Genomic DNA, 16,832 nt, shown 5'->3' with positions numbered 1-16,832 from the left:
CTGAAGGATCAGCAGCGGCTACTGCGTGGCCGACTCAACGAAAACTCTGTTGAAAGATCTAGCGGACGTGGCGATCAGCCTCGAACCAGCCCGGCGTCCGGACTGCGACCGGGCGGGGCTCCAACTGCATTGCGGAAACACCCGTGAAATCGCGCCGAGAGCGCGGCCAAGCGCTCTCTTCACGTCACGATCTCAACCACGCGCCACGTGCACCGCGTTGATCTCTCTTTCCGTTCCTGCCGACGCATTTCTCTTCCGGGCAGTCAGGTAACCATCGAGGGCTTCGAGCGATGCGGTGAAGTCCTCCCAGCGGCGATTCCGGCGAAGCGATTCAAGCTGTCGCTGGACGCGCTCGCTGCGAAGTTGAGCAGAGGACTGCAGTAGTCTTAGCTGCGAAACGAATGCATCCACGTCGTCATAACGCTCGACCATATCCTCCTCTGCGAGGAAGTCCACGATCCCCCCCACCTGCGGTGCGAGGATCGGCAGTCTCGCCGCGGCTACATCGAACAGGATGGTCGGCGTCCCTTCCCACGCCGTCGTGTGCAGATAGGCAAAGTGATCAGGGGTTGCCACGTCCTCAAGCCTCTGGAATTCGCCGTGGAGAGTAACGTTGTGCAGAGACCGTAGCTGGGAGAGATCCTGCACCGCTGCGCCAGACATCACTTGTGCACCGTACACATCGAAGTGCACGTCAGGCATCCGCGTAGCGATCGCTGCCAGGATGTCCGGGCGCTTCTGCCGGTCGAGACGGCCGGCCCACAACACGCGCCTGGCACCGTCCGCAGAGATCGCCTGTCCGCACGATTCGGCCACCCGACCGTCATATGGGAACGGGATGAAGGTGAAGGAACCACGAGGAATGCCCAGCTCACGCGACCATATCTGCGGATAACGCGAGTTGTCGCAGATTACCGTGGAAAGGTGCGGGTAGCAGTAGCGCAGATAGTCACGCGCGTAACCGACCGGATTCATCCGCTGGTCGTAGTCATCGCAGAACAGCGAAGCAAACAATCGCGAGTGCTGGGTCAGCGCCAGCCCGTGGCGCAGGATTGCATCCCAACCAACACGGGAGTTCACAAGATGAACCGTCGGCGCGCGCAACTGCAGCAGTACACGCACCATTACATTGACTTGCTGGTTGAAATCCAGGGAAGCCGCAATGTTCCCGAAATCGACGCATTGGGCCTGCGCCGGCAGCCTGGAGGCCCATGGCGACGAAGCGGGCTCAGTCGTAAGAACAAGAATCCGTGCCAACGGATCGCTCTGCGCGATGGCGCTTGCGTGATAAAGGATTCCCCGATCCGCCCCACCTGGCTTCAGCCATGGCACAAGCAATGCATGCGTATACGGCTCTCCACCAATGGCATCGGATAGTGCGGCATACACCTCCCCCTGCCGGGTATCCATCGGAACCGAATAGAAGGCGTAGCGCTCCACGCCGGATCCTGGCGGCAGCAACTCTGGTTCTATCGAAGCAAGTGCACGCATCTCATCCTGCAGCCAGACCGGCATCGTAGGTGCCGATGCGATGCCATACGTTGACGCATTCGAATCTGTCGACTTTGCGGACAGCATGGCAAGCACACGGCGGACCCAGTGTGCCACCCGGCGCGTGTACCGATTGCGGACCCAGCGATTATGAGTGAGTTGATCAAACATGGCCTTGTCCTTTGCCGCGCTTGCGCCCAAGGGCAAACAGCGAGGTGCAGGGAATGACGGTTTTCAATGCGTGGCTGGCTTCGTTGAGAGAACCATGCCATTTGCGCCGGTAGAAGTAAGCCGATCCCCAGGCGAGCCGGTGGACCACTCCGCGGGCAATCGTCTCCGCATTCCAGTACCAGTCTTCGTACCCGAAGCCAGTTCGCTTCGGGTAGCAGGCCACGTAGGGAATGCTCTCGAACAGCTCGCGGGTGGAGAACGCTGCACTGATCCAGGGGTTCACAGTGAGCAATGCGTTCTCATCGTAGTAACCTCCCTCCTGATCCACCTGCCAGTTGAACGCACTGTACATGCCGAAGCTCAGGACCATCTCAGGATGCAGAACGAAGCGCCCTTGCTGGCGAGCGGCCTCCTTCATGTGCACCAGGAAGTAGCCGGTGGAGACAAGATCATCACCGTCCAGAGTGCACACATAGTCTGCCCGGCACGCTGCCACACCCGCATTGCGTGCAAGTGCCGCATCCCCGAGCCGGGTCTCGACAAGAATTTCAGTCCCATCCAGATCGGGGTGCTCGGTCACGAACATGCGGGTCTGGTGGTCCGCGTTGTCCAGCACCAAGACCAGTTCAACCTCGACCCCATGCTCCCGCGCCACTTTGCGGGACAGCGCGTACGAGCGCAGCGAGGTGTGCGCAAGGATTCCTTCTCCATGGAAAGTGACGATGGCGCTCAGCGCTGGCCTGGTCATTTGCCGCTCCTGCGGCTCGACGGCACTACAGCTCGCCGCGTCCTCTTCGCATTCATTTGCGCCCCAATCTACTGAATTCTAAGCGTACTTAACGATCTTCATGATACTAGGGGACCTGTCCTGACGCGAATGGCCATTCCTCCTAGATTCGAACCCTCTTGGCGACGCCATAGTACTTCTCCACGAGCTGCTCCAGGTATCCTGGGCCAAAGTGAATACCGCAAGCCCTGGCGGCCCTAAGGCAGTCCGTGGTATCAATCGGAAACGCGGCACCGCGCTCAAGAATGCTGTAGTTCCCGCGCTTCGCGAGCGCACGTTCCATGCAATGAACAATGTCAGGCATACGGGTCGACTGGGCATCTGCGAGCGGCATCATCCGCGGGAACTGCTCGGGGTGACAGAGCACATGGGTCACCAGGGTCACCACATCTTCGACATCGATCAGATTGCGCTCAGAGCGTACCCACACCTCGAAGTGCTCACCAGACTGAATGCGTTGGCTGAGAAAATTGGTGAGCGTATGTGGATTGCCTCCTTCGCCAACCACCTGTGGAAGCCGGAACACCCTGCCACGCTCATCGGCCAGCACCCGAGACTCCATCCAAGTCTTGTGCCGCAGGTAGGGAGTCCTCGGCTCGTCCGGATTGCCAACTGCGCAGCTTCCGAAATAGACAACCCGGCGCGCTTGCGGATAAGTGAACACCTCATCCAGCAGACGCTTCTCACGATCAAATGCAGCCTGCTCCCGCTCGTCGGAGTTGGACACCCCTGCAGCAACGATCACAGTCGCCCCGTCCTGCGGCCACTTGCCGGCGAAGGCCTTGGCAACCAGGCCTCGTCCAATAATCACTGAATTCTTCCTTGCTCGATAGATATGTCAGGCGCTGCCGGCAGTTCCGGCAGGTAGAACGGTATGTCTTGCAGTGTCTTGACGAAGGTGCTCCAGTCCCGACCATCTGATAGCGAGGCGTACTGCTCGATCCGACGCTGTTCACGCAGCGCCTGATCATGTCCCAGGTCCTTCAACCTCGCCACGAATCCAGCAACGTCATCGGGATCATCAACCAACCAAGCAGCATCGAGGAGATCGCCGATCCCCCCGACTGCTGGCGCCACGATCGGCAGACCCGCGGCCGCAGCATCAAGCAGCAGTGTCGGCAATCCTTCCCATGATGTGGTGAAAAGCAGCGCCGCATGCGTGGGACGCACGATGTCGTCGAACCGTTCGAATGAACCGTTCAGGACTACGTTGGGCAATCCTCTGATCTCCTTGACTGCAGGATCCGGACGGCCCAGTTCGGATACCCCATGCACGTCGAATCCTACTGATGGCATTGACTTTGCGACCTGGAGGAGAATGTCAAGCCGCTTCTGGCGATCAAAACGCCCTGCCCAGAGTACTCGAGCAGGACCTTCGATCAGATACGGCCCCTCCTTCCGGACAACCTTCTGGTCATAAGGGAAGCGCAGCACGCTGAACAGCTGTCGAGGAACACCAAGCTCCCTGGACCAGATGTTCGGATAGACACTATTGTCGCAAAAAACCGTCACCAGGTTTGCATAGCTGTCGCGCAGGTGACTTCGGGCAAATCCGGTTGGAACCCCCTCCTCATCGCGGTCATCGCAGAACAGGGAAGCAAACAGCCCTGACTTCTGGCGCAGCGCCAGCCCGTGCTGCGCGAACGCCTGCCAGGCAACCCTTGAATTGATGTTGTGAATCACCGCCGGTTGCATCTGCAGCAACAGCCGGGTCAGAAGTTGCACGCGACCGGGCAATGCCATGCCGCCCACAATCCGGCCAAATGGGAGCACCCTGACCGCCGCTGGGACTCGCTCAAGCCAAGGAGAGGCAACGTCCTCGGTAAGAACAAGCAATGCTTTGCCTGCGGGCAGCGCCTCTGCCCAGACCCGAAGGTGATGCAGCGCCCCCCGATCAGCCCCTCCCCGCACCAACCATGGCAAGATGAGAACGTGGCTGGCTGACTGAGTGCCGACAGACTCCACCAGTTCCCGATAGATCTCGCCCGGGCGGTTGGTGAGCGGGATCGAAGCGTGGCCAAAGCGCCTGGGCTCGTCACCCTCCCTCAACAGCTCCGGCTCGATCGCCGCCAGCGCCACCATTTCCTCATGCAGCCAGTCCGGCATTGGTCTGTGCCCGCTGCCGGTATTCCGACCCACGCGTTCAATGCGTCGACCCAGCCAGACCATGATGCGGCCCAGTTCCATTCGTGGATTACGCAGCAGCTGGCGAACATCGACACGACGCGCCAAAGCGAACAGACGCCGCATCAACAATGCTCCCATCGACCGAACAGATCACTCGGTGGCAAGACGGCGCGCATGGCGGCGCTGCTCGCATTGACCGAGCCTGTGTGCTTGAGCCTGTAGAAATAGGCCGTGCGTGGCACGATCAGATGCTCGTAGCCCGCCGCCACGGTCTGGCAACTCCAATGCCAATCTTCATAGCCATATCCGGTCTTTTCTGGCCGGCAGGCGACGTAGGGGATCTGACTGAAGACTTCACGGCGCGCGAACACGGCACTTATCCAAGGATTCGCGTGGAGCAGCACGTCCGGCGAAAATGGCATGCTGCGCTGATCAAGCTGCAGACTGATTCCATTTTCCCTGCCGAAGCTGGCAACCACCTCGGCGTGAAGAACGGACCGAACTGGAGCTGCCGCAGCAAAGGCCAAGTGTCGCTGAAAGTAATCCCGGCTGATCAGGTCATCGCCATCGAGGATGCAGACAAAGGTGCTTCTGGCCTGCTCGATACCCAGGTTGCGCGCCAGCGCCGGATCTCCTGCTGAAGTGACGAGGATCAGCTCATCTCCCTCCAGGTCAGGATGCCCGCGCACAATTGCGCTGGTTTTCTCATCTGCATTGTCCAATACCAGCACGAACTTCACCTGCGATCCGGCGGCAGACGCATGCTGGCGCGACCGCATGTAGCTTCGCAGCGCAGCATATGCAAACAATCCCTCGCGATGGAAAGTCACTACGACGGTAAGTTCAGCCATCATCGCGGATGTCTCCAATCGAGCAGCTTGGTAAGCAAACGCAATGCCGTGCGTACCACGGACTTCAGCGGCATGCGTTGAAGTGCTGACGCGAGCGAGGTCATCTCTTCTGCGATGGCCTCGGCCGGGAATCGCAGCTGAGGTGAGTTGCCGATGATCAGCCCGGTTGCTGCGGCGAGATCACGCGCTGCCTCCTCCAGCTTCCGGTGTGCTGCGATCTTGTCGTCCAGTGCAGCTGATTGGCGCTGATACGCGTTGTGCACCTGCGCCAGCTCCTCCCGCCTCCGCTGGAGCTCATCCTGCAGCCCCGCCCATTCAGCTTCCGCATGCAGATGCGCAAAGCGGAATGCGGCCCGGAGGCCCACGATCTCTGCCGCCCTGGCTTCATTCTCGGACTGCGATGCCTGAAGCTCTTCGGTACGCAGTGCCAACTCCTCATGCAGCCGGTAGTACTGCTGCTCCAACCAGTCTTTGCCTTCTTGCAGCTGGCGCTGCCACGTCAGGCGCTGGTCGAGCTCAAGACTCAGACTCTGGTACTGGGCATCCAGCCAGTTTTTCGCAGACGAGAGCTCCTCGTGCTGCGCCATCAGTCGCCTTAGCTCGGTGGCGAGACGTGCAGTGTGCCCGTCCAGCCATGCCTTTCCTTCCTGCAGCGTTTCACTTTCGATTCGATGCCTCTGAAGATCCGAACGCAGTTCGTCCATATCTTCAGCGAGCACAAGCAACTGTGACTCGAGTACGCGCTCCACCCCCTCCCGCCGCTCCAACTCGGCGTTGAGGTGGCGGTACTGACCGTCGAGCCAGTCCTTGGCAACCTGCAATTTGCCGATCCACTCCTGTTGAAGCCGCAGTTCCGTGCGCGCCTCCTGCAATTGTGCTTTCCAGGTATGGTTTCCCCCTTGCCAAGCAATCCCCGGCCGCAGTGGAGACTCAGCAGTTACCCGCAACGCAGTCGCCAGGCCACCGGCTTCATCCATGACCACGGCCAATTCCGGCATCGAGAATGTCTCCGGCGCCGCAGGATCAGCCACGACTTCGGACCAGTCCGCCTGAGCGGACAGCCGCCGCGCCTCGTCCAGACCGCGGGACCATGCCATGCGCGCAGCATCGACGTTGCCTTGGCCGAACCTGATCCAGCCCAACCTTGCGGCGGCGGCGGTGGTCTTGGTACCCAGCAGCGGGCTGAAGGCCAGCACATCGAATGCCAGGACACGCTGATAGAGCTCAGCCGCCTCTTCCAGCCTGCCATCGGCCTGGTAGAGCTGAGCGGCGGCAAAGGCGAGGGAAACCTGCCAGCGCAGCACCGTAGGATTGGCAGCCGGCTCGGTGATGTAGTGCCAGACGGCAGCGAGCAACACCTCACGCTTGTCTCCGGCGGCTGCTTCCGCGTCATAGAGCAGTACGCACAGGGCAGCACCGTGATCGGCGGAAGTCGGTGACGACGAGTCGAGTACGCTGCGGGCAAGCTGCCGGCGTAGCACCGGTGATTCGATCCGCTCCCCCATGGAAACGATCAAGCGGACAACGCTTGCGTCCTGATAGTCGCGATGGAATGCGATGATGTTGGGAACCTGCGCGGAAGGGTCCTGCGTGACCCCTCGCCCGCCAGTTTTCACCGCGAGCAGCACAATTGCGTCGGCGCTCTCCCCGCGCGCAGTGGCGAGCGGAGTCTCGCGGTCAATTTCGTGGAACTGCTCAAGACCAGTCCGGCCGGCAGTACGCTGATACCACGCGCGATCCACCACCAGCTCCAACTCTTCCAAGCAAGTCACCAAATGTGACAGCGGATCGAGTCCATGCGCCAACGGCACGCGCAGGACAAGCCGCCCGCTTCGCCGCAGTGGAGCATGTGCATTCCGCAGCAGCCCGTGCCAGTCCGCGGCATCGACGGCCATCTGCGTGATCACCACATCCAGCAAATCGGAGAACTCCGGCCAGCGCGCAGGGTTGATCCATTCGAGGCCGGGCTGCGACGGGGCGGGTGGTCGCGATGCCAGCACGCCCAACCAGCGGCAGCGTGATTGCTGCTGCACGATCCGCCATACGCCGTCCCCAGCGGCTTCGGTCGCCATGACTGCATCACCAGGACGTACGAGGGCGGCCGCTAAACCGTGAAAGCTGGCATGCGGAATCGTATCGGCGGAGGTCGATCTGACCCCGCTCCGAGCAAGCACCAACAAGGCAGCGCTGCCAAGAACGCCAGGCATGGTGAAGATCGCGGGGTGAAGATCCCATCCACGCTCACAGGCTTGCTCCCGCCAGGCGGGCATGTCTGCGCCTGCACCGCCCACCAGCACCAACGTGGAAACGTCAGATCCGAGCGCCTCGGACCGCAATGCATCGGTCTGCGCCCAAGCGACCATCCATTCCGGGCGCTCGCCATCCGCCTCAATCTGAGTCGTGGAAACTTCGCAGCCTGCCCTGCGCAACGGCGCGGTCAGCATCGTCATCTCGGCGCCGAACAGGACTACCCGGCCCGGCCCGCAGATCCGCAGACAGAATTCCGCCAATCCGTCGGGTAACAGAGTAGTCGCCGGCTGCGCGGAGGACATTGATGAATCTGGCGCGCTCATGGCGATTGCTACCTGCTATCGCCGGACGCAGCAGCAGACGCTTGTCCGAGGCGCTGTACCTCTGCCGTCAGTGAGTGGTACTGCGCGTCCAGCCATCTGCGAGCAGCCTCGAGTTCGACGTTGTACTGCTCCAGTTCGGCAATATGCTTCTGCTGCTCGTGGTACTTGCCATCAAGCCATCGCTTGGCATCCACAAGCTGCTGTACATCGCCAGCACTCAGGCTCGACTGCCCATTGCCATCCCCGATGCCCGCGGACACGGCGCGATCATCGTTGTCGCCCAGCAATGCGGGCTCCGGGCCGAGCAGATCGCAGATGATCGGGGCTCGGATCCGAATCAGAAGTTTCAATCGAGCAAAGCGTAGATGCGTTGGCAATGCCAGCTGGGCCGCGGCAAGATGCAGAAGCGCGGCCGCCTCGGCCTCGATGGATGGCTCGACCAATGCTTCACGGGCCGCTGTCCGGCAATGCTCCCAATGCGCAGCAGCGGACTCCAGCGTCCCAGTGGTTGTCGCAAGCACAGCCGCCGCCGCACGCGAGCGGGCCTGGAGCAGCGGTTCTCCCGTTTCGAAATGGGCCTCAAGTTCATGCAATGCGGCGTCAGTTTGTCCGTTGGCGAGCATTTCGCGGAACGGACGCAGCGGATCGTCCCCCGTTTCCATTGCCGCATCGGTCTTGCGGGCGAGCACCAGCAGCCATTCACCATCGCAGCTTGGACCTGCGTGCGGATCGATCTCAAGCATGGAGCGCACCGACAGATGCCGCTTCTGGCCACCTCCGGCATCCTGCAACCACGCCCTCTCGATAACGAAACCATTCCGATGGAACTGGTTGATGAGTCGCGGCCAGTCGTATACATGGAAATGAAATGGATTCGGGTCCTCGCCAGTTTCGTCCGACCAGTCATTAGGCACGCTTGCATACAAGCGCCCTTCCGGCGAGAGCACCCGATGCAGCTCCGCCAGCAGTCGATCAGGCTCAGGAAGATGTTCCAGCGTCTCCACAGATACCGCGAAGTCCGCGGAACCATCAGCCATTCCCGACAGATCCTGCGCATCGCCGACAACGAAGCTCATCTCTACCGGGGCATCAGGGGCAAAACAGGTACTGGCGTAGTCCACCGCATAGTCACTGGCATCAAGTCCAATGAACGAGGCCGCCTGGCTATTGTGGGCAAGCTGGTAGGAGCCGTACCCCAAGCCGCATGCGACGTCGATGACGCGATCCCCAGGTCGAATGAACTGCGCAGCCTGTGCATAGCGGGCCATGTGCGCATCGGATCGTCGCCCAGCCTCGCGAGTCATGTCCGTATGCAGATCGCGCTCTTCCACAAGCGCGCTCAGAGGATAGGCAGCAATGGCTGCGTCGGGCACGCGTTCGAACGCCATCAACAGCAACCCATTGACACGATCCAACTCACCGTATGGCGCTACGCGCTCGTTCTGCGGATGTTTGCGCCACTCTTGGCGGATGGCCGCTGCCTCCCACTGGGCACGCGCTACGTTGGTTGCCGCCCCCCCCCCGACCAGAAGGCATACGGGTATACGGATATCCGCCAGCAATGACTGCAGGCACTCATCGGCGGAGCCAACATCTGCATGATCAACAACGAGGACCGCAGACGCTGCGCCTTCCACTCCATCAAGCACCTCATATCCGCACTGCCGCAGGCCGCGCGCCAATGCCGGCTCGGAATTTCCGAGCAGCGCAACCGGACCCGCAGCCAACCAGTCATACAGTCTTCGAACTCCAACGCGCAACGCCGCGGGGGACAACGCGGAACGGGGAACATTCGTGCTTGTTTGCATCACAGTTTCTCCGTATTTCGCTGAATTCCGGCCACTTCCGCGTGCATGCGGAGATCGCAGACACCACCGAATGTGTATTCCTTCTGCCTCATGCCCACTTGGAAGAAGGCCGCCTCGTCACGCCAATGCAGCATGCGCTGTGCTCCGCCAAATTGCTCGATTTCTTCTGAAACAGAAACCTGGACTTCATAGAAGTTCATGCCAAGGGCGCAATCGAAGGTAAACCGCACCACGAAAGGAACGTCCGCCGGGAACATCATGTTCCACACCCCTGAATCATCCCGTCCGCGCTCGGCCCACGCATTAACATCCTGGTTCAAAGTACCCCACGAGTAGAGCTTCACCCCTTCCTTGTTGCGAAGCCGGACATTGATGTTGAGTCGGTCCATGTCACGCTTCGGGCGCCCGGTCACTTCAATGACCACCTTGTCCTGCGGCAGGAAGTAGGCGCACTCCTCGTCGCGCTGGTCGAGCACGCGCACCCGCTCGATCACGCAGTCATAGTCGCCGAAGGACAACTTGTCGCTGCGGGCACCCAAGATCGCAGAACCTTCATGGCCCTCCACATCCGCGGCCCCTTCGCCAGCCACCTGCGCGTCAACAATTTTCTGGGCAAACTGCAGGTGCTGCGCACTGACCGAAGCGTAATAGTCGCGCTCATCCTCATGCAGCTGCTTCCTGTATTCGAGGACCACGTCCGATGACGGCCCCGCAACCCGCACGGTGCCGTCCCTCAGGAGGATCGAATGATCGGTCAACGTCCTGATCGACTCCTGGTCATGGGAGACGAGGAGCAGGGTGCAACCGTTGGCCCGCAGCGCCTCCATCTGCTGGAAACAGCGCTTCTGGAAGAGCGCGTCGCCCACAGCCAGGGCCTCATCCACGATGAGGATGTCCGGCTCGACCTGGGTCTGCACTGCAAATGCCAGCCGCAGCATCATGCCGCTGGAGTAAGTGCGCACGGGCTGATCGATGAAGCTGCCGATGTCGGCGAAGGCGGCAATAGCATCGAAGCGTTGCATCACCTCACGCTCCGTCAGGCCAAGAATCATGCCATTGAGCACGACATTCTCGCGCCCGGTGAAATCCGGATTGAACCCGCTTCCCAGCTCAAGCAGCGCAGCGATCCGTCCATTGACCTTGGCCTTGCCCCTTGTCGGTGCAAGTGTGCCGGCGATGATCTGCAGCAGCGTCGATTTTCCTGAACCGTTGCGACCGATGATGCCGACCGCGTCGCCCCGTTTCACTTTCAAACTGACATCACGCAGCGCCCAGAACTCACGCCCACGTTGACGCGAAGTCCACGAGCTACCAACAGGCAGAACACGCCCCAGCCGTGGCAACAGCATCTGCAGCAGTCGATCAGAAGGCTTCTCAAAAATGTTGAACACCTTGCTGACGTTCTCGATATCGATCACGAGATCTTCAGACGACATCGGCAAACGCCCTCCGGGTCCGCTGGAACCACCAGAAACCAATGAAGAAAATGGCCAATGACCAAGCGACGGCCCAGCCATAGGAAGGCCAATCCGGCAATGTGCCACTCACGATCAGCGCGCGGGTCTGCTCGACATAGACAGCCAGCGGACTCAGCCGCATCCACTTGCCGATCACATCGGGAAAAATGATCGATGGATAAAGCACAGGTGTCAGGTACTGGAGCACCCGCGCCAGCAATCCGGCAATCTGATCTACATCGCGGAAGAACACCCCGAGAGACGCGAACAGATAGGCCACGCCCATCGTAAGCATGAGCAACGGCAGAATCAGGACCGGCAGGAGGATAATCTGCCAATGGAGGCCAAAGCTGCTGAAGGCCAGGAACACCGCGAGCGCGACCGTGGCCACACCAGCGTTGTACAGCGATGACAACACCACCACGGGCGGCAGTACCTCCAACGGGAAGACTACCTTCTTGACCAGGTTGGGATTGCTGAGAACCGCCGTAGGTGCTCGCGTCAATGATTCTGCAAAGAAGTTGTAGACGATCAAGCCAATGAACAGCAACACGGCGTAGTCGACCTTGCTGTGCACTTCAATGCCTTTCCACTTGGCACTGAAGATGGTGGCGAAGATCACTGTATAGATGCCAAGCATGATCAACGGCACAAGCACGCCCCATAGCGCGCCCAGCAGCGAATGCTTGTACTTCGTCTTGATGTCGCGGCCGGCCAGGCTCAACATCAGTTCGATGCGGCGTCCCATCATACAGAGGCAACCCTCAGCGCCCGCTCCAGATCCACCTGCAGATCCCCCAGATCCTCAACACCCACGCTCAGCCGCACCAGCGCATCGCTGATGCCCAGCTGCTCGCGGCGCGCAACCGGGATCGACGCATGCGTCATCACCGCCGGGTGGTTGACCAGGCTTTCAACGCCGCCCAGCGATTCGGCCAGGGTGAACAGCTCGGTCTTCTCGCAGAAACGCTTGGCCGCCTCGAAACCGCCCTTGAGCACGATCGAGACGATGCCGCCGTACCCAGCCATCTGCTTGCCGGCCAGTTCATGCTGCGGGTGCGACGGCAGGCCCGGGTAGATCACCTTCTCCACCGCCGGGTGCTTTTCCAGCCACTGGGCCAGGGCCAGCGCGTTGGCGCAGTGGGCCTTCATGCGCAGCGGCAGGGTCTTCAGGCCGCGCAGGGCCAGGAAGCTGTCGAACGGGCCCTGCACGCCACCCACCGAGTTCTGCAGGAAGGCCATCTGCTCGGCCAGTTCGGCGTTGTCGCCAACCACCACCATGCCACCGACCATGTCCGAGTGGCCGTTGAGGTACTTGGTGGCCGAATGCAGGACCAGGTCCGCGCCCAGCTCCAGCGGGCGCTGCAGCATCGGCGAGGCGAAGGTGTTGTCGACCACCACGATCAGGCCATGGCGCTTGGCAATGGCGGCCACAGCGGCGATGTCCACGATCTTCAGCATCGGGTTGGTCGGGGTCTCGATCCACACCATCTTCGTCTTCGGCGTGATGGACGCTTCAAACGCAGCCAGGTCGGTCAGGTCGACGAAGCTGAAATCCAGCCCGGCGGTGCGGCGGCGCACGCGCTCGAACAGGCGGAAGCTGCCGCCGTAGATGTCATCCATCGCCACCACGTGGCTGCCGGCGTCCAGCAGCTCGATCACGGTCGAGCTGGCCGCCATGCCCGAAGCGAAGGCAAAACCGCGGGTGCCGCCTTCCAGCGACGCCACGCAGCGCTCGTAGGCGAAGCGGGTCGGGTTGTGGGTACGCGAGTACTCGAAGCCCTGGTGCGCGCCCGGGCTGGACTGCGCATAGGTCGAGGTGGCGTAGATCGGCGGCATCACCGCGCCGGTGCTGGGGTCGGGCGACTGGCCGCCGTGGATGGCCAGCGTGGCCAGGGCCAGGGCGCGATCCTGGGAAGTAGCGTTGGACATGTTCTTTCCTGAGGGGCGCCGAAGCTCGGCGCCGTCGAAGGTGCGGAAGTCTATCAGCGCGGCCTTAACGACCTTTGACGCGGATAAACCGGGATTCAGCAGCGAACGTCTGCGATCAACGGCTTACTGCACGCGACGGCGCAGATAGTTCAGGAGGTCGATACGGGTGATCAGGCCCAGGAAGGCATTGCCGTCCATCACGATCGCCACCTGGCCGCGGTCGAACACCGGCAGCAGCGCCTCGATCGGCGACTTCACGTCCAGCCGGTCCAGCTTGCTGACCATCGCCGTGGCGACGGTGTCGCGGAAGCGTGCTTCGTCACCATAGACGTGCAGCAGCACGTCGCTTTCGTCGACGATGCCGACCAGCTGGTCACCGTCCATCACCGGCAGCTGCGACACGTCATACAGCTTCATGCGCTGGTAGGCGGTGGTCAGCAGATCGTTCGGTCCGATCACGACAGTGTCGCGCTGGCCATACGGGCGCAGGATCAGGTCGCGCAGGTCGCCGTGCTGCGGGCGCTGCAGGAAGCCGTTGTCCAGCATCCAGTAGTCGTTGTACATCTTCGACAGGTACTTGTTGCCGGTATCGCAGACCAGCACCAGCACCTTCTTCGGCGTGGTCTGCTCCTTGCAGTACTTCAGCGCAGCGGCCAGCAGGGTGCCGGTGGACGAGCCACCGAGGATACCCTCCTTGCCCAGCAGTTCGCGCGCGGTGTGGAAGCTCTCGGCGTCGCTGATGGCATAGGCCTTCTTGACGCGGCTGAAGTCGGAGATCGACGGCAGGAAGTCCTCGCCGATGCCTTCCACCAGCCAGCTGCCCGACTTGTCGTTCAGATTGCCGTCGTTGATGTACTCGGCCAGGATCGAACCGACCGGATCGGCCAGCACCAGCTCGGTCTTCGGCGACAGCCTGGCGAAGGCACGCGACAGGCCGGTCATGGTGCCGGAGCTGCCGCAGCCGAACACGATGGCGTCGAGATCGCCGCCCATCTGCTCCAGGATCTCCGGGCCGGTACCGAATTCATGCGCGGCCGGGTTGTCCGGGTTGCCGAACTGGTTGATGAAGTAGGCACCCGGGGTCTGCTCGGCGATGGTCTTGGCCAGATCCTGGTAGTACTCCGGATGGCCCTTGGCCACGTCCGAGCGGGTCAGGCGGACTTCGGCGCCCATCGCCTTCAGGTTGAAGATCTTCTCGCGGCTCATCTTGTCGGGAACGACCAGGATCAGCTTGTAGCCCTTCTGCTGCGCGACCAGGGCCAGGCCCAGGCCGGTGTTGCCGGCGGTACCTTCCACCAGGGTCGCACCCGGCTTCAGGTCGCCACGCTGCTCCGCCGCCTCGATCATCGACAGGCCGATGCGATCCTTGATCGATCCGCCCGGGTTGGCGCTTTCGAGCTTCAGGTAGAGCTCGCAGACGCCGCTGTCCAGGCGCTGGGCCTTGACGATCGGGGTCTGGCCGATGAGTTCGAGGACGGAAGAATGAATGGGCATTCGGAGGACTTTCGGTTCGCGCCGCGGAGGGCCGGACCGGTGATTATCCGTCGGATGGCGATGAATGTCAGGTCGGCGCGGAGACGGGCCACAAGCCCGCAAAAAGAGATGCGGACGGCCCCGGATCGACGAGGAGACCGGTACCGCCCGCATCGGTGAGTGGTGCCTGCAGGCCAAGGCACCACCGCCTGTGGTGCCTTGGCGCGGCCGCCTCATCGGCGGTGCCGCGATGCCGGGGCAGGAGCGCCCGGCGGGGCCATCGATGGCCGGGTCACGCCGTTCCGGGCGTGACGGGGTGCGTCAAAGCGTGGGGGACGTCGTTGGGAGCGGTGTTTCGTACATTCGCAGAAGTCGTTGCTTGGCCAGCAGCTTCTCGCGCTTCATGCGACCCAGGGTGACATCATCGATCGGGAGTACACCCAACTCCGCGTCCATGCACTTCTTGTTCAACTTGCGGTGCTGGTCATGGAGTGCCCTGAACTCCGGATCACGCGCGCGACGTGCGTCGATCTCGCTCTGGGGCTGATCTTCAAACATGATGGACCTCCTTCGACAGATACACGAACGCCCCGGCCGCAAGGCACGGGGCGTTGTTCATGGAGGAGCGCCGGTCGATGGCCACCTGGACGCCTGCAACGACCTGCGGCACTGGCCTGCGCACGTCGATCTGCTGCGGTTCGCGCCCTGCTTGCATCGGCCCGGCCCTCCCATCGTCCGGTCCGCGGCATTGCGTCCCGGACGATTGACCCTACGCCTGCTCAAGGCGGGGTACAAGACCCCTGCGTCAAAAAGACCGAACCCCGCCGGGGCGGGGTTCAGGCTGAATGCTCATCACAACGAAAAACAAACGATATCAAGCAATTACGGGGCGATGATGACCTCGGCCGAACGTGCCTGGGTGGAGGCCGCCTTCTTGCCGGCGAGCTGGATCCGGTTGCTCGCGACCCCCGCAGCAACCAGCGCGTCACGCAGGGCCTCGGCACGCTTCTGGCCCACGCCATTGGCACTGTCGTACGCCTCGATGCGCAGGCGGCCCTTCTTGCCGATGTTCAGGTATTCGGCCAACGCCTTGGCCTGGTTGCGGGCGCCGCCGGACAGGCTGGAGGCGCCGGCGGCAAACGCATCGCCACGGAAGGTGAAGACCTCGCCACGGCCATCGAACTTCGAACCCGGCAGTTTCTGCCCGGACACCAGTTCGGCTTCCTCGCGGGCCAGCTTGGCGGCGTTCTGCTGGGCGGCGCTGAGGCGCTGCTGCTGCTTGCCGGCCACGCTGGTCAGGGCGTTCTCGGCATCCTGGCGGGCCAGGGTCTCGGCCTCGGCAGCCTGGCGCAGGCGTTCAGCCTCCTCGGCCTGCATCTGTGCCTGCATGCGCAGCTGTTCGGCTTCCTGGCGGGCGCGCGCGGCGTCGCGGCGGCTGGCCTCGATCAGCAGGTCGCTGCGGGTCCGCTCCAGGCGGTCGACCTCGCGGGCGGCCAGCGCGGTACGCACGGCCGTCTCGGCGATCTCCACACGGCGCTCGGCCAGGTAGGTGGCCAGTTCCTGGTCGCGGCGCTTGGCCTTGTCCAGGGTGGCGATGGCCTGCTGGGCCTGCATGCGCTCGAAGGCGCCCAGCTCAGCGGTATCCGGGTTGGCCTGGATGGCCATCAGGCGCTGGCTCAGCTGCGCCACCATCGGGTTGTCAGCGGCCACGGCCAGCGTAGGCAGCGCCAGCAGCGCGGCCAGGGTTGCGGCAGTCATCGGCTTCACCGGCGATCCTCCCCGGTCGACAGCTGGCGTTGCAGCTGGTTGACCTCGTTGCGGCGCAGCTGCAGCTGGGCGGTCACGGTGGCTTCCTCGCTGCGCACGCGGGCCAGGTCGGCATCGGCGGCGGCACGCAGGGCCATTGCCGGGGCGTTCTTGCGCTCGCGGCGGTCGCCGGCGGCGCGCTGGGCCTGCTCCAGCCCCTGCCGGGCCAGCCCGATCAGGTCCGGGGCGTACTGGTCGGCATCGGCCTGGGTGGCCTTGTCGACCGCCTGCCGGGCCTGGGCCAGTTCCATCGCGCCATCCTGCGCCCAGGCGGGGGCAGACAGTGCGAATGCAAACGCCATCACATACAGGCTGTGGCGCATTCGTGCGAAGCTAAGTCGTTTCATTGGGGAGGC

14 protein-coding genes are annotated in these 16,832 nt (G+C 62.3%); all 14 read right to left on the bottom strand.

The window, feature by feature from the left end:
• Positions 1-192 precede the first annotated feature (192 nt).
• The 14 genes from V3B41_RS15100 to V3B41_RS15035 all read right to left on the bottom strand — a co-directional run bounded on the left by V3B41_RS15100 (position 193) and on the right by V3B41_RS15035 (position 16,799).
• The gene (locus V3B41_RS15100; RefSeq protein ID WP_152906553.1) at positions 193-1,662 is read right to left on the bottom strand and encodes a glycosyltransferase; all 1,470 of its coding nucleotides are present in this window, start codon (positions 1,660-1,662) and stop codon (positions 193-195) included.
• Positions 1,655-2,410: a glycosyltransferase family A protein gene (locus V3B41_RS15095; RefSeq protein WP_197620095.1), complete on the bottom strand. Its 756-nt coding sequence runs from the start codon at positions 2,408-2,410 to the stop codon at positions 1,655-1,657. The genes V3B41_RS15100 and V3B41_RS15095 overlap by 8 nt, the downstream gene beginning before the upstream one ends.
• A 142-nt stretch (positions 2,411-2,552) precedes the next feature.
• Positions 2,553-3,260: an NAD-dependent epimerase/dehydratase family protein gene (locus V3B41_RS15090; RefSeq protein ID WP_049427955.1), complete on the bottom strand. Its 708-nt coding sequence runs from the start codon at positions 3,258-3,260 to the stop codon at positions 2,553-2,555.
• Positions 3,257-4,699 (bottom strand): glycosyltransferase, encoded by a 1,443-nt coding sequence (locus V3B41_RS15085; RefSeq protein ID WP_157804765.1) that lies wholly within the window; start codon positions 4,697-4,699, stop codon positions 3,257-3,259. Before V3B41_RS15085 ends, V3B41_RS15090 begins: the two co-directional genes overlap by 4 nt.
• Positions 4,699-5,430: a glycosyltransferase family 2 protein gene (locus V3B41_RS15080; RefSeq protein ID WP_049427958.1), complete on the bottom strand. Its 732-nt coding sequence runs from the start codon at positions 5,428-5,430 to the stop codon at positions 4,699-4,701. The genes V3B41_RS15085 and V3B41_RS15080 overlap by 1 nt, the downstream gene beginning before the upstream one ends.
• Positions 5,427-8,000 (bottom strand): hypothetical protein, encoded by a 2,574-nt coding sequence (locus V3B41_RS15075; RefSeq protein WP_329861654.1) that lies wholly within the window; start codon positions 7,998-8,000, stop codon positions 5,427-5,429. The genes V3B41_RS15080 and V3B41_RS15075 overlap by 4 nt, the downstream gene beginning before the upstream one ends.
• An 8-nt stretch (positions 8,001-8,008) precedes the next feature.
• Positions 8,009-9,808: a methyltransferase domain-containing protein gene (locus tag V3B41_RS15070; RefSeq protein ID WP_053091928.1), complete on the bottom strand. Its 1,800-nt coding sequence runs from the start codon at positions 9,806-9,808 to the stop codon at positions 8,009-8,011.
• The gene (locus V3B41_RS15065; RefSeq protein WP_049427961.1) at positions 9,808-11,244 is read right to left on the bottom strand and encodes an ABC transporter ATP-binding protein; all 1,437 of its coding nucleotides are present in this window, start codon (positions 11,242-11,244) and stop codon (positions 9,808-9,810) included. Before V3B41_RS15065 ends, V3B41_RS15070 begins: the two co-directional genes overlap by 1 nt.
• On the bottom strand, positions 11,234-12,016 hold the full coding sequence (locus V3B41_RS15060; RefSeq protein ID WP_329861653.1) for an ABC transporter permease: 783 nt from the start codon (positions 12,014-12,016) through the stop codon (positions 11,234-11,236). The genes V3B41_RS15065 and V3B41_RS15060 overlap by 11 nt, the downstream gene beginning before the upstream one ends.
• Entirely contained in the window at positions 12,013-13,197 is a 1,185-nt protein-coding gene (locus V3B41_RS15055; protein ID WP_049427963.1) for a cystathionine gamma-synthase, read from the bottom strand. Before V3B41_RS15055 ends, V3B41_RS15060 begins: the two co-directional genes overlap by 4 nt.
• A gap of 123 nt (positions 13,198-13,320) precedes the next feature.
• A complete protein-coding gene (locus tag V3B41_RS15050) occupies positions 13,321-14,691 on the bottom strand; it encodes a pyridoxal-phosphate dependent enzyme (protein WP_329861652.1) in 1,371 nt (456 codons plus the stop codon).
• Positions 14,692-14,991: 300 nt separating this feature from the next.
• Positions 14,992-15,228: a YdcH family protein gene (locus V3B41_RS15045; RefSeq protein WP_005407964.1), complete on the bottom strand. Its 237-nt coding sequence runs from the start codon at positions 15,226-15,228 to the stop codon at positions 14,992-14,994.
• A gap of 324 nt (positions 15,229-15,552) precedes the next feature.
• Positions 15,553-16,437 carry a hypothetical protein gene (locus V3B41_RS15040; protein WP_005407962.1) on the bottom strand — a complete coding sequence of 295 codons (885 nt, stop codon included), beginning with the start codon at positions 16,435-16,437 and terminating at the stop codon, positions 15,553-15,555.
• Positions 16,434-16,799, bottom strand: a complete 366-nt coding sequence (locus V3B41_RS15035) for a DUF4398 domain-containing protein (RefSeq protein ID WP_005407961.1) — start codon at positions 16,797-16,799, stop codon at positions 16,434-16,436. The genes V3B41_RS15040 and V3B41_RS15035 overlap by 4 nt, the downstream gene beginning before the upstream one ends.
• Between the last annotated feature and the right edge of the window lie 33 nt (positions 16,800-16,832).

Origin of the sequence: Stenotrophomonas sp. SMYL89, from assembly GCF_036319985.1 — a bacterium.
GTDB classification, from domain to species: domain Bacteria; phylum Pseudomonadota; class Gammaproteobacteria; order Xanthomonadales; family Xanthomonadaceae; genus Stenotrophomonas; species Stenotrophomonas maltophilia_Q.
Note: the sequence above shows the minus strand (reverse complement) of the source record. Positions and strands in the feature narration are given on the sequence as shown.

Coding starts and splice junctions, on each gene's coding strand:
- V3B41_RS15060 (WP_329861653.1), bottom strand. CDS start 12,016: ATGATGGGACGCCGCATCGAACTGATGTTGAGCCTGGCCGGCCGCGAC.
- V3B41_RS15100 (WP_152906553.1), bottom strand. CDS start 1,662: ATGTTTGATCAACTCACTCATAATCGCTGGGTCCGCAATCGGTACACG.
- V3B41_RS15085 (WP_157804765.1), bottom strand. CDS start 4,699: ATGCGGCGTCTGTTCGCTTTGGCGCGTCGTGTCGATGTTCGCCAGCTG.
- V3B41_RS15050 (WP_329861652.1), bottom strand. CDS start 14,691: ATGCCCATTCATTCTTCCGTCCTCGAACTCATCGGCCAGACCCCGATC.
- V3B41_RS15075 (WP_329861654.1), bottom strand. CDS start 8,000: ATGAGCGCGCCAGATTCATCAATGTCCTCCGCGCAGCCGGCGACTACT.
- V3B41_RS15055 (WP_049427963.1), bottom strand. CDS start 13,197: ATGTCCAACGCTACTTCCCAGGATCGCGCCCTGGCCCTGGCCACGCTG.
- V3B41_RS15035 (WP_005407961.1), bottom strand. CDS start 16,799: ATGCGCCACAGCCTGTATGTGATGGCGTTTGCATTCGCACTGTCTGCC.
- V3B41_RS15065 (WP_049427961.1), bottom strand. CDS start 11,244: ATGTCGTCTGAAGATCTCGTGATCGATATCGAGAACGTCAGCAAGGTG.
- V3B41_RS15045 (WP_005407964.1), bottom strand. CDS start 15,228: ATGTTTGAAGATCAGCCCCAGAGCGAGATCGACGCACGTCGCGCGCGT.
- V3B41_RS15095 (WP_197620095.1), bottom strand. CDS start 2,410: ATGACCAGGCCAGCGCTGAGCGCCATCGTCACTTTCCATGGAGAAGGA.
- V3B41_RS15070 (WP_053091928.1), bottom strand. CDS start 9,808: ATGCAAACAAGCACGAATGTTCCCCGTTCCGCGTTGTCCCCCGCGGCG.
- V3B41_RS15080 (WP_049427958.1), bottom strand. CDS start 5,430: ATGATGGCTGAACTTACCGTCGTAGTGACTTTCCATCGCGAGGGATTG.